Source organism: Kitasatospora cineracea (assembly GCF_003751605.1).
In the GTDB taxonomy this organism is placed as follows: Bacteria; Actinomycetota; Actinomycetes; order Streptomycetales; family Streptomycetaceae; genus Kitasatospora; species Kitasatospora cineracea.
Genome location: NZ_RJVJ01000001.1, coordinates 2911068 through 2923292, shown reverse-complemented (window position 1 = coordinate 2923292; position 12225 = coordinate 2911068). Strand labels below are relative to the sequence as shown.

7 protein-coding genes and 3 tRNA genes are annotated in these 12225 nt (G+C 74.3%); 5 read left to right on the top strand and 5 right to left on the bottom strand.

Going from position 1 to position 12225, the window contains the following annotated elements:
- Positions 1 to 62: 62 nt before the first annotated feature.
- The 3 genes from EDD39_RS13345 to EDD39_RS13335 all read right to left on the bottom strand — a co-directional run bounded on the left by EDD39_RS13345 (position 63) and on the right by EDD39_RS13335 (position 6147).
- Positions 63 to 2753, bottom strand: a complete 2691-nt coding sequence (locus EDD39_RS13345) for a right-handed parallel beta-helix repeat-containing protein (RefSeq protein WP_123555824.1) — start codon at positions 2751 to 2753, stop codon at positions 63 to 65.
- Between the two features lie 76 nt (positions 2754 to 2829).
- Positions 2830 to 5532 carry a PKD domain-containing protein gene (locus EDD39_RS42045; protein ID WP_162870009.1) on the bottom strand — a complete coding sequence of 901 codons (2703 nt, stop codon included), beginning with the start codon at positions 5530 to 5532 and terminating at the stop codon, positions 2830 to 2832.
- A gap of 541 nt (positions 5533 to 6073) precedes the next feature.
- Positions 6074 to 6147, bottom strand: a tRNA-Ile gene (locus EDD39_RS13335).
- A 298-nt stretch (positions 6148 to 6445) separates the two neighbouring features.
- Between EDD39_RS13335 and EDD39_RS13330 the strand changes: the two genes are divergently transcribed.
- Positions 6446 to 7303, top strand: coding sequence for a trypsin-like serine peptidase (locus EDD39_RS13330; protein WP_123555820.1), 858 nt, complete (start codon positions 6446 to 6448; stop codon positions 7301 to 7303).
- A 149-nt stretch (positions 7304 to 7452) separates the two neighbouring features.
- The gene (locus tag EDD39_RS13325) at positions 7453 to 8208 is read left to right on the top strand and encodes a trypsin-like serine peptidase (RefSeq protein ID WP_123555818.1); all 756 of its coding nucleotides are present in this window, start codon (positions 7453 to 7455) and stop codon (positions 8206 to 8208) included.
- Between the two features lie 113 nt (positions 8209 to 8321).
- Here EDD39_RS13325 and EDD39_RS13320 read toward each other — a convergent pair.
- Positions 8322 to 8394 (bottom strand) — tRNA-Asn (locus tag EDD39_RS13320).
- A 5-nt stretch (positions 8395 to 8399) separates the two neighbouring features.
- Positions 8400 to 8472, bottom strand: a tRNA-Asn gene (locus EDD39_RS13315).
- Positions 8473 to 8805: 333 nt separating this feature from the next.
- Between EDD39_RS13315 and EDD39_RS13310 the strand changes: the two genes are divergently transcribed.
- From EDD39_RS13310 to gad, 3 genes are all read left to right on the top strand, one after another.
- Positions 8806 to 9078 carry a hypothetical protein gene (locus EDD39_RS13310; protein WP_123818482.1) on the top strand — a complete coding sequence of 91 codons (273 nt, stop codon included), beginning with the start codon at positions 8806 to 8808 and terminating at the stop codon, positions 9076 to 9078.
- A 120-nt stretch (positions 9079 to 9198) separates the two neighbouring features.
- Positions 9199 to 10638 carry an FGGY family carbohydrate kinase gene (locus EDD39_RS13305; protein WP_123555816.1) on the top strand — a complete coding sequence of 480 codons (1440 nt, stop codon included), beginning with the start codon at positions 9199 to 9201 and terminating at the stop codon, positions 10636 to 10638.
- A gap of 115 nt (positions 10639 to 10753) precedes the next feature.
- Positions 10754 to 12160, top strand: coding sequence for a glutamate decarboxylase (gene gad, locus EDD39_RS13300; RefSeq protein WP_123555814.1), 1407 nt, complete (start codon positions 10754 to 10756; stop codon positions 12158 to 12160).
- Positions 12161 to 12225 lie beyond the last annotated feature (65 nt).

Below are 12225 nucleotides of genomic sequence, written 5' to 3'. Positions count from 1 at the left end.
TTTGCCGGATTTCCCGGATCCCGGTCGTATCCGTCCGACCCGCCGTCAGCTGCGGCCGCCGATCAGAACCCGGTGGCCGTGAACAGGTCGGCCCCGCTGCCGCCGCCCACCACCATCGGCCGCGACCAGCGCCCGGCCGCGTAGTCGGCGTCCGTCTCCGTGACGCCGGTGCCGGAGCTGCTCCCGGTGAACACCCGCAGGGTGTTGCCGGTGGCGGCCACGCCGACCCGGTTGACGCCCATCAGGCCGGTGGCCCCGTACACGTCGGCCCAGTTGGTCCAGCGGCCGGCGGTGTAGTCGCCGCCCGCCTCCATCAGCCGGTCCCACACCACCACGAACAGGTGCAGCTTGCCGTCCGCGGTGGCGGCCACGCCGATCTGGGACGGCTTGGTGTACTGGCTCGGCCAGGCGTAGCCGAGCGCGTCGGTGAGGTCGCCGCCGCTCCACCGGCCGCGGTCGTAGTCGCCGTCGCCGACCCGGACGTGCCCGTCCGAACCGGTCATGCCGACGTGCAGCACGTTGCCGATGAACGCGCCGGAGATGCCGACGGTGTTGGCCGGGAAGCCGAGCGCGGCGGTGATGTCGCCCCACTTCGACCAGGTGCCGCTCGCCCGGTCGCCGGACGCCTCGTACACCCGGCCGCCGGCGAGGGCCAGCACGTGGACCCGGTTGCCGCTGGCGGCGGCCGAGATCTGCGTGATGCCGCTCAGGTTGCCCGCGCCGTTCGCGCCGGTCACCTCGCTCCAGGGCAGCCACTGGCCCTGTGCGACGCCGCCGGTCGCCGCGCCCAGCCGGCGGTCGGCGCTGTACACCTTGCCGTCCGCCAGCGCGAAGGCCCGCAGGTACTGGTCGGCGGTGGTCACCGAGGCCATCGAGGCGACGTTCTTGCTGGCGAACCCGGCACCGGGCACCGGCAGGAACGGGCCCCAGACGCCCTTGTCGTAGTTCGCGCCGGCGTCGTTCAGCCACGCCTTGCCGTCGCGGGTCAGCAGCTGGATCCGCTTGCCGGGCTGCAGCGTCGCGGTGTCCTGCGGGCTGACCGCGTGCACGGTGCGCTTGGTGACCAGCGTCTTGCCGCTGTCGTCGCGGTCGGTGACGGTCAGCTGGTAGTCGCCGGCCCGCATGTACTGGTGGTAGGCGGTGCTCCCGTACGCGGAGGTCTCCTTGGGGGAGCCGTCGCCGAAGTCGATCTCCTCGCCGGTCAGCCGCCAGGGGGTCGTGACGTTCGACTGGACGGTCGCGTACAGCGACCCGTCGACGCTCACCGTCGGGTCGGCGCTGAGCTGCCCGACGACGGTCCGGACCGACGGCCCGGTGTTCCTGGCCGTGCCGTGATGGGTGTCGGTGACGGTGAGGCTGGTGTCGAAGGTCCCGGCCTTGTCGTAGACGTGGGTGGCCGTGGGCGTGGTCGAGTGCACCTTGGTGCCGTCGCCGAAGTCGAACAGGTAGTCGGACTGCTGGATCGGCCAGTCGCTCCGCACGTCGGCGGTGGCGGTCACCGTCAGCGGGGTGGAGCCCTGCAGCGTGGGCTCCTGGGTGCTGGTGACCGCCAGGTTGACGCCGCGCTGGCCGGTGGCCTCGAACGCGCCGCGGTCGCGGACGCCGCCGAGGGTGTCGGCCGCGTTCGGGTTGTCGGTGTAGGTGCGGCCGGCCAGGTCGGTGCCGATGCCGGGTGCCGCCGGGTCGGCGGAGTCCGCCAGCGCCGGGTAGTTGACCGCCGAGCGGGCGAACAGCCACGGGTCGCAGTTCCCGTTGGCGCAGGTGACGTCGGTGTCGATGTCGTGCGCGCCCTGACCGGTGGCCCGGAACGCCGCGGGGGTCGGGTAGGACGTCCCGCCCCAGGTGTAGGCGTTGGCGTCGGACCACGGGTGGACCGAGTTGTAGTCCACCTTGGTGCCGTCGGTCGAGGCCGCCGACACAGCGATCTCGGTCTCGCCGCGCTCCGGCCCCGGCGTGGTGCAGGCCGGCCAGACCCCGGAGCCGGTGTACCCGGCGGTGATCACGTTGTTCTCGACGACGGCGCCCGGCGAGGTGCCGTCGATCCGCACGCTCTCCCCGCAGGAGGCGGCGACGGTGTTGTTGGTGACCGCGACGCCCGGCGCGTCGACGGCCTTGACGGCGGTGGACCGGGTGCCGTGGAACAGGTTGGCGGTGACCAGCGCGTGCTGGGTGCCCGCGCCGATCTCGAGGCCGCCGGAGCCCATGAAGCTGCTCCGGCCGACCGTCACCCCGTCGCCGCCGCCGACCGCGACCCCGCCGTCGGAGAACCTGATGTCGTCCAGGGTGACCCGGCTGCTGTTCTTCACCACGACGGCCGGGGTGCCGGTGTAGCCGGCCAGGCTGCCGACGTCGAAGCCGCGGATCACCACGTCGTGCACGCCGTCCAGGGTCAGGGCGCTCTCGGTGCCCGCCTCCGGGTAGACCTCGGCCGGTATGTAGCCGACCTCGCCGGGCGAGCCGTCGAAGACGATCGGGTGGTCCGGCGTGCCGGAGCGGGTGAGGTGCACGGCCTCCTGGTAGGTCGTCTGACCGCCCGACACCCTGACGGTCTGTCCGGGCTGGACGGCGGCCGCCGCGGCGCCGATGCTGCAGAACGGCTGGTCGAGGGTGCCGGCCCCGCTGTCGGTGCAGGTCCTGGCCCACCCGTCCACGTAGATCCGGTCCGGTGCCGCCGCTGCGGCCGGGACGACGGGAACGACGACGATGCCGGTCGCGGCCGCCGCCACGAGCACGGCCGACTGACGCAGGCGCATACGCACTGGTGATACTCCCCGGTGATGGGATCGGACATGGGCTCCGGGCGGGCACGCGCCCGCCCGGAGTGGTGGATCAGAGGCCCGCTGCGGTGAGGACGTTGATCCCCGAGGTGCTGCCGGCCGTGTCGTAGACGTTGGAGGCGGAGCTCCACCGCCCGGCGGTGTAGTCACCGGTGACGGTGTAGACGATGTAGCCGGGGGCTGCGGCGAAGAGTCGGATGGTGTTGCCGGTCGACGCCGCGGCCACCTGCCGGACGGGGTCCAGACCGCTGGCGCCGGAGATGTCGCCCCAGCCGGTCCAGTAGCCCGCCGCGTAGTCGCCGGTGATCTCGTGCACCCGGCCCTGGCCGGTCAGCGCCACCACGTGGAAGCGGGACCCCGGCGTCGACGCCGCGGCCACCTGCACGATGTTGCCGGGGCCGCCGTAGCCGGCGGTCACGTCGCCGGCGCTCCACCGGCCCCGGGTGTAGTCCCCGTCCGCGACCCGGAGGTGCCCGTCCGCACCCAGCACCGCCACGTGCAGGACGTTGTCGGTCGTCCCCGCCGCGATGCCCGCCACCCCGGTCGGCAGTCCGACCTCGGCCGTGATGTCGCCCCACTTCGACCAGACCCCGGCCGCCCGGTCGCCGGAGGCCTCGTACACCCGGCCGCCGGCCACGGCGACCAGGTGGGTGCTGTTGCCGATCGACGCCGCCGAGAGCTGGGTGACGCCTACCAGCGGCCCCGGTCCGGTGACCTCCTTCCACGGCGTCCACTGCCCCTGGCCCAGTCCGCCCGCGGCCGGGCCCAGGTTCCGGTCCGCCCCGTAGACCTTCCCGCCCACCAGCGCGAACACCCGCAGGTACTGGTCCGCGGTCGTCGCCGACGCCAACGACGACACCTGGTCCGCCGTGAAGCCCGCACCCGCCTGCGGCACCGGCAGCCACGGCTGCCAGCCGCCGTTGCCGTAGTTCACGCCCGTGCTGTACAGCGGGCCGCTCGTCGGCACGCCCACCACCTGCACCCGCGAACCCGGCTGCAGCGACTGCGTGTACCCGCCGCTGGCGACCGTGACGGTCTTCTTCACCACCGCCGTCCGCCCGCCCTCGTCGGTGACGGTCCCGGTGACGGTGTAGTTCCCGGGCGCGGCGTACTGGTGGTACGCGACGGCCCCCGGGGCGGTGGCGGTGCGGCTGCCGTCGCCGAAGTCCACGTCGACCTTGCTGATCGCGTACGGCGAGGCGGCCCGGGTGGTGACCTGGATCCGGAGCGCCCCGTCGATCGGGGTTTCCAGGGCCGCCGTCACGTCGCCGGGTTCCTTGACCAGCAGCGGGACGTTGGAGGTGCCCTGCACCTGGCCGCCCTGCACGTCGGTCGCGGTGACCTTCACCGCGTAGTAGTTGCCGGGCTTGGTAAAGGTGTGCGTCACGGTCGGCCGGGTCGAGCGCACCGGGTCGGTGCCGTCGCCGAAGTCGAACAGGTAGTCGGCCTGCGCCAGCCCGAAGGTGTTGACCGGCTTGGCGGTCACCTGCACGGTGAACGGCGCCGGCCCCTGCAGCGTCGGCACGTCGGCGCTCAGCTGGACGCCGACCGAGGTCTGTCCGGTCAGCTCGTACGCGCCGCGGTCGCGCACCCCGCCGTTCGGCGCGGTGCCGGCGACCGCCGGGTCGTCGGTGGGCCTGACCCCGAGCAGGTCGGTGTCCACGCCGGGTGCGTCCGGGTCGGCCGAGTCGATGGCGGCGGTCGCCGACTCCGGCAGCACCAGCGGCTTCGTGTAGTCCCGGTTGAACGGGACGTCGTAGTCGGTGTCGTGGGCGGCCTGGCCGGGCTGGGCCGCGGCGAACCCGGCCGCGGTGCGGTACGAGGTGCCGCCCCAGGTGTACGCCGAGGCGTCCGACCACGGGTGCACCGTGTTGTAGTCCACCTTCGACCCGGCCACCGACCCGGCCGAGACCGAGACCTCGGTCTCCCCGCGCTTGTCGGGCGTGCGGGCGCACGCGCTGTTCCAGCCGGTCTCGCCCTGGTACTGGGCGGTGATCACGTTGTTCTCGACCACCGCGCCCGGCGAGGCGCCGTCGATCCGCACGCTCTCCTCGCAGGAGAACGCGATGCTGTTGCCGGTGACCGCGGTGTTCGGCGCGTCCACCGCGGAGACCGCGGCCGAGGCCGTCTCGTTGAACTCGTTGGCGGTGATCAGCGAGTCGTGCACCCCGGCACCGACCCGCAGCCCGCCGCTGGCGGCGAACACGCTGCGGCTGACCGTGATGTGGTCGCCGGCGCCCGCGAGTCGGACGGCCCCCGACCCGGCGCCTCCGGCGTACCGGATCCGGTCCAGCACCACCCGCGAGGAGTCCACCGCCGACACCAGCGGGGCGGTGTTGCCGGCGGAGTCGTTGCTGTAGAGCGAGAAGCCCCGCACCACCACGTCGTGGACACCGGAGAGCACCACGGCGCTCTTCGCCCCGGTCACCGGGTGCACCGCGGTCCGGTCGGTTCCGGCGGTGCCGACGAAGGTGATCGGCTTGTCCGGCGTGCCGGATCCGGTGATCAGCACCGTCTCCGCGTACGACCCGGGGACGACCTGCACCGTCTGGCCGGGCTGCGCCGCGCGGGCCGCGGCGGAGATCGTGCAGAACGGCTGGCCGGCCGTACCGCTGCCGGCATCGGTGCAGGTGGTGGACCTGTTGTTGACGTGGAGCGTGCCCGCCGGGTCGTCCGCCGCGACGGCGGCGGGCGGTACGGCGATCAGGGCGGTGACGGCGGCCGCGGTGAGCGCGGCGGACTGGCGCAGACGCACGATGGCTGAACTCTCCGTGGATGAGAACCGGCACAGCTTGGCACTCGAACTGACGTTCCGTCGAGCCGATTCGGTGAAGTCTCCGGCGATGTCCGGACGACCGGGACCCGACGGCGACGGACTCGCCCGCGACGCCCGGACACCGGCCGCCCCCGACGCCCCGTTCGCACGATCCGCGCCGACCCCCGACCGGCCGCAGCCCCGCCCACCGCCCGCAGGAGCCGTTCCGGCAGCACTGCGGACGCCGCGACGCGCTGACGCGGTCACAGGTCTTCCCATCCCCCCGACATCGAATGTCGCCGCACAGATTGGCATACGGACGGGCGCCGCGTCGAGCGGGATGCCCCACCGCTCCCGCCGAGCCGCAGCGGCCTCCCGCGGCGGGGCACCGGCCGGCGCCCGCGGACCGTTCGGGGGACCCGGACGTGTCGCGGCGACCGCGGGCCGGGAAAGGGGCGTATCCTACGCTCGGAGCTCGAGCGACCGGGCGTCTCGCCGTCGCAGGAGGCGTGGCCGGCTGACTCTCCGTCAGCGGCCGAGGTAGGGCGGGTGGGACTCGAACCCACGACCAAGGGATTATGAGTCCCCTGCTCTAACCGGCTGAGCTACCGCCCCCCGACTCGACCCGCCGGAACCGACGAAGCGGTCCTGGCAGCAGCAGACGGCCACTCAGGGCCGCCCTCGGCAGCATAGCCGGTCGATCACCCGTGCTGCGCGCCAGGGGCGCATCCGGGGAGGCCCGGCCCCGCCGCCCGTCCGCACGGCGTGTCGGCCCGGTCGCGGGCGGTCGCGGGCGGTCGCGGCCCCGGTCGGCCGGCCCTCCGCTGGTGGTGGCGGCGCGTCAGTGGCGGCCCCTCCACGGGCGGGTGACGCTTGGTCGTCGGGTTGGCGCAAGCGGGAGCGGGTGACCGGGATGAAGCGGTCCGCGGGTGCGGCGGCGTGGGCGGCGGTCCTGGTCGCGGCGGTGGCCGGGTGCGGCTCCGCCGGCCGCCCGGCGGACGGCCCCTCGCCGTCGGCCCCGGCCACGCTCTCCTCCGGCGCCCCGGCCGCGCACGGCTGGAGCCGGCAGCGGCTGCGCACGGCGGTCGACAAGCACCGGGGGACGACCCGCACCGCCGCGCCGACACCGTTGAACAGCCGGGTCGGCGCGGTGTTCGCGCACGGCCCGGACGGCGACCACTTCTGCACCGCCAGCGTGGTGGACAGCCCCGGCCGGAACCTGGTCCTGACCGCCGCGCACTGCCTGGTCGAACCGCGCACCGGCCGGACCCGCACCGACCTGGTGTTCGTCCCCGGCTACCGGGACGGCGACACCCCGTCCGGCGTCTGGCCCCTCGCCGCGGTGACCGTCGACCCGTCCTGGCGCAGCAGCGGCAACCAGGACCTGGACGTGGCCTTCGCCACCGTGCAGCCGCAGAACGGGCAGCAGGTGCAGGAGGTGCTGGGCGCCAACCGGCTCGGCACCGACCCGGGCTACGCCCTGACCGTGAAGGTCACCGGGTACCCGAGCAGCGCCGACCAGCCGATCACCTGCAGCAACACCACCACCGAGCAGAGCCCCACCCAGCTGCGGATCGACTGCCCCGGCTACACCGGCGGCACCAGCGGCAGCCCCTGGGTCACCCGGCTCGACCCGACGACCCGCACCGGCACCGTGGTCGGCGTGATCGGCGGCTACCAGGAGGGCGGCGACACCGCCGACACCTCCTACAGCAGCTACTTCGGCAGCCAGGTGCGGGCGCTCTACCAGCAGGCGTCCGGCGGCTCGTGACACCGCGTCGGCCCCCTCGCCGGACGGCGCCCCCGGACTCCGGGTCCGGCCGCCGGCCGCCGGTTGCCCGGCCCGCGCGGGCCCTGGTAGACCTTGCTGCGACCGCCGCCCGGCACCCCGGGCGGGCCGCCGAGCAGAAGCGAGCGACGGTGCCCCGCACCTCCCCCCGATCCGGCCCGTTCCCGGCCGCCGCCGGCGCGCTGGCCCTGCTGCTGGCCGCGACCGGCTGCGGCACCGCCGCCCGGGCCGGCTCCGGGCCGCTGCCGACCGCCCGCCCCGCCACCCCCGGCCCGGCCGCCGACCGGATCGGCGCACTGTTCGTCGACGGCCCCGAAGGCGCCCGCGACTGCACCGCCGGCGTGGTGCACAGCCCCGGCCGGAACCTGATCGTGACGGCCGCGCACTGCGCGGCCCCCGGCGGCGTCCCGGTGGACGGCCTGGTGTTCGTCCCCGGCTACCGGGACGGCCGGACCCCGCACGGGACGTGGCCGGTCACCAGGACGACCCTCGACCCCGAGTGGGAGGACGAGCAGGACGAGGACCACGACGTCGCCTTCCTCTCCGTCGCCCCCGTCGACGGCCGGCAGATCGAGGACGCGGTGGGCGCCGACACGCTCGGCACCGGCCTCGGCTTCGGGCTGGACGTCACCGTCACCGGCTACCCCAACGAGCAGGACGCCCCGATCACCTGCCGGGCCCGCACCTCCTCGTACAGCGCCACCCAGCAGCGCTTCGACTGCGGCGGGTTCACCAACGGCACCAGCGGCAGTCCGTGGATCACCGACGCGGGCCGGCTGGTCGGGGTGATAGGGGGCCACCAGGAGGGCGGCGACAGCCCGGACACCTCGTACAGCGTGGCCTTCGACGCGCACGTCGCCGACCTGTACCGGCGGGCCACCGGCTGAGCCGGGCCGGTCGGCCGGGCCTGACCGGTCGGACCGGCGGGGAAAACACGAGGGCCCCTCGGTCTCGCCGAAGGGCCTTCGCTCTGTACCGATCACCGTGACTTCCGGTGAAGCTCCCCCAATTGGACTCGAACCAATAACCTGCCGATTAACAGTCGGCTGCTCTGCCAATTGAGCTATGGGGGACCGTGCTCCTCCAATTGGACTCGAACCAATAACCTGCCGATTAACAGTCGGCTGCTCTGCCAATTGAGCTATGGAGGATCGTGCTTCCGCCTCGCCCACCCCGGTCTCCGGATCGCTCCGGGGCCCACGGTGCTCGCTGCGGGACATACATTAGCGCACTCAGGGGGGTGTTCCGCCAATCGCTTTGCCCGGCCCGCTCCCCCACCTCGGGCCCGCCCCCGCGGCGGGCCGGACCGGCGTGCCCCGCGCGCGCGCCGCGGTGCGGGCGGGGATGCTGGTGCACGGCGGCTCCGGCTGGCCCGGACCCGCCACCGGCAGGGCGGTTCACGGCCCGGCCGGACGGGTAGACGCGGCACACAATCGCGCGGCAACGAAGGGTGGAACCCAGGCATGTGGAAGGTGTCGTTGATCGTGGGCCTCGGAATCGGGTACGTCCTCGGTACCCGGGCCGGGCGCGAACGCTACGAGCAGCTGGCCGGCGCGGCCCGGCAGGTGCGGGACAACCCCCGGGTGCAGGACGCGGCCGGGAAGGCCAAGCAGCAGGCGGGCGCGGTGGCCGGGAAGGCCGCCGGGGCGGTCGCCGACAAGGTCGGCGAGAAGCTGCCGAACGCGCTGACCGACCGCGTCCCGTACTTCGCCAAGCAGCACGGCGGGGACGACGACTGGGGCACCGTCCGCCCCTGAGCCGGCGGACGCGGTCGAGCGGGGGCGGGCGGTCGTCGGACGGGGTGGTTCCGGTACCGACTGGGCAACACTTGCGGCAGTCGGGCCCGCCCCGGCCGCCGACTGCGGCATGATCTCGGCATGGCCATCGTCGCGGGCATCGACAGCTCCACCACTCGCACCCGGATCGTCGCGTGCGACGCCGACACCGGCGCCGTCCTCCGGAAGGGGCGGGCCCCGCACCCGCTGCCCGAGGGCGAGGACGCCCGGAGCACCGAGGTCGACCCGCAGAGCTGGCTGCACTCGCTGGGCGACGCCGCCGCCGGGGGCCTGCTGGAGGGCGTCCGGGCGATCGGGGTCTCCGGCCAGCAGCACGGCCTGATCGGGCTGGACGCCGGCGGCGTGCTGGTGCGGCCCGCCCTGCTGTGGAACGACCCCCGCTCGGCGGGCGCGGCGGCCGCCCTGCTGGACGCGCTGGGCGGCCCGCAGCCCTGGGTGGAGGCGATCGGCGCGGTGCCGGGCCCCACGTACACCATCGCCAAGCTGCGCTGGCTGGCCGAGTTCGAACCGGTGTCGGCGCAGCGGATCGCCGAGGTGCTGCTGCCGCACGACTGGCTGGTCTCCCAGCTGCTGGGCGGCCCGAAGCGGCGCACCACGGACCGCGGCGACGCCTCAGGCACCGGCTACTGGTCGCCGGTCACCGGCGAGTACCGGCAGGACCTGGTCAAGCTGGCGCTCGGCCACGAACTGTCCGTCCCGGACGTGCTCGGCCCGGCCGAGCCCGCCGGGCACACCCCCGAGGGGCTGCTGATCTCGGCCGGCACCGGGGAGAACATGGCCGCCTCGCTCGGCCTCGGCCTGGGGCTCGGCGACGCGGTGGTCTCGCTGGGCGGCAACGGCACGATCTTCGCGGTGCACGACCGGGCGGTGGTCGACCCGTCCGGCCTGGTCTCCTCGTTCGCGGACGCCACCGGCCGGCACCTGCCGATGGTGGCCACCCTGAACGCCGCGCAGGTGCTGCGCTCCACCGCCGCGATGCTCGGCACCGACCTGGAGGGCCTGTCCGAGCTGGCCCTGCAGTCCTCGCCCGGCGCGTACGGGATGGTCTTCCTGCCGTACCTGGACGGCGAGCGGACCCCGAAGCTGCCGCACGCGGCGGGCACCCTGACCGGGCTGCGGGCCGAGTCGATGGCGCCGCAGCACGTGGCGCGGGCCGCCGTCGAGGGCATGCTGTGCAACCTGGCCGAGGCGCTGGACGTGCTGCGCGGGCACGGGGTGGCGGTGAACCGGGTGTTCCTGCTGGGAACGGCCGGACGGCTGCCCGCCGTGCAGCAGATCGCGCCGCAGCTGTTCGGGCTGCCCGTGGTGGTGCCCCCGCCGGGCGGCGACCACGCGGCGCGCGGCGCGGCCCGGCAGGCGGCCTGGGCGCTCGCCGGGACGCCCGAGCCCCCGCACTGGGAGCTGCCCGACCTGACCGTGCTCGCCCCCGACCAGGAGCACGACCTGGCGGTCGGCGGCGCGGTGCGCCAGCAGTTCGCGTCCCTGCGCGAGCAGCACCACCCGGAGACCGCCGCCTCCTGACCGCCGCCGCCCGGCCTCGTCCGGCCCTGTCCGGCCCCGGTCGCCGCAGGTGCGGGTGCGGGGGTGGTGGGCCGGTGCCACCGTGGAGGTTCCACGACTGGAGGGACGGTTCGCCATGGCGTTGCACAAGGGACAGGGCGAGGAGGAGCGCAGGCTGCCGTTCAGCCCGCTGCACGTGCTGACCGATCCGCTGGGCGCGATGCAGCTCGCCCCGGCGCTGCACCGGCTGCCCCAGGTGCCGGTCCCGCCGGACGTCGCCTACCAGCTGATCCACGACGAGCTGATGCTGGACGGCAACGCCAGGCTCAACCTGGCGACCTTCGTCACCACCCAGATGGACGAGCACGCGGACCGGCTGATGTCCGAGTGCCGCGACAAGAACATGATCGACAAGGACGAGTACCCGCAGACCGCCGAACTGGAGCGGCGCTGCGTGGCGATCCTCGCCGACCTGTGGCACGCGCCCGACCCGGCGGCCGCGGTGGGCTGCTCGACCACCGGCTCCAGCGAGGCGTGCATGCTCGCCGGGATGGCGCTCAAGCGCCGCTGGACGGCCCGCAACGCCGACCGGTACGCGGCCGGGGCCCGGCCGAACCTGGTGATGGGCGTCAACGTGCAGGTCTGCTGGGAGAAGTTCTGCAACTTCTGGGAGGTCGAGGCGCGGCTGGTCCCGATGGAGGGCGAGCGCTTCCACCTGAGCGCCGAGGAGGCGGTGGCGCACTGCGACGAGAACACCATCGGCGTGGTCGGCATCCTCGGCTCCACCTTCGACGGCTCGTACGAGCCGATCGCCGAGATCTGCGCCGCCCTGGACGCCTTCCAGGAGCGCACCGGGCTGGACGTGCCGGTGCACGTGGACGGGGCGTCCGGCGGCATGGTCGCGCCCTTCCTGGACCCGGAGCTGGTGTGGGACTTCCGGCTGCCCCGGGTGGCCTCGATCAACACCAGCGGCCACAAGTACGGCCTGGTGTACCCGGGCGTGGGCTGGGCGCTGTGGCGGGACGGGGCGGCGCTGCCCGAGGAGCTGGTGTTCAAGGTCAACTACCTGGGCGGCGAGATGCCGACCTTCGCGCTGAACTTCTCCCGGCCGGGGGCGGAGGTGGTCGCCCAGTACTACGCGTTCCTGCGGCTCGGGTTCACCGGGTACCGCGCGGTCCAGCAGGCCTGCCGGGACGTCGCCGGGTACCTGGTCAAGGAGATCTCCGGGCTCGGGCCGTTCCGGATGATCACCAAGGGCGACCAGCTGCCGGTGTTCGCGTTCACCACCACCGACGGCTGCCCGTTCGACGTGTTCGACGTCTCGCGGCGGCTGCGCGAGCGCGGCTGGCAGGTGCCCGCGTACAGCTTCCCGGAGGGGCGGACCGACCTGGCGGTGCTGCGGGTGGTCTGCCGCAACGGGTTCACCCGGGACCTGGCGGACCTGCTGCTGGCCGACCTGCGGCGGCTGCTGCCAGAGCTGGAGCGCCAGCCCGCGCCGCTCAGCGAGCTGGGGATGCCCCGGCGCAGCGGCTTCCACCACTGAGCCGCGCCGGCTGCCGACGGGCCGGCCGGGTCTGGTCGGTCCGGGTCGGGTCGGTCCGGGCTGTG

Bases quoted from the DNA above. Each gene is read 5' to 3' on its own strand.
- EDD39_RS13345 (WP_123555824.1), bottom strand. From the start codon at position 2,753: ATGCGCCTGCGTCAGTCGGCCGTGCTCGTGGCGGCGGCCGCGACCGGC.
- EDD39_RS13330 (WP_123555820.1), top strand. From the start codon at position 6,446: ATGAAGCGGTCCGCGGGTGCGGCGGCGTGGGCGGCGGTCCTGGTCGCG.
- EDD39_RS13305 (WP_123555816.1), top strand. From the start codon at position 9,199: ATGGCCATCGTCGCGGGCATCGACAGCTCCACCACTCGCACCCGGATC.
- gad (WP_123555814.1), top strand. From the start codon at position 10,754: ATGGCGTTGCACAAGGGACAGGGCGAGGAGGAGCGCAGGCTGCCGTTC.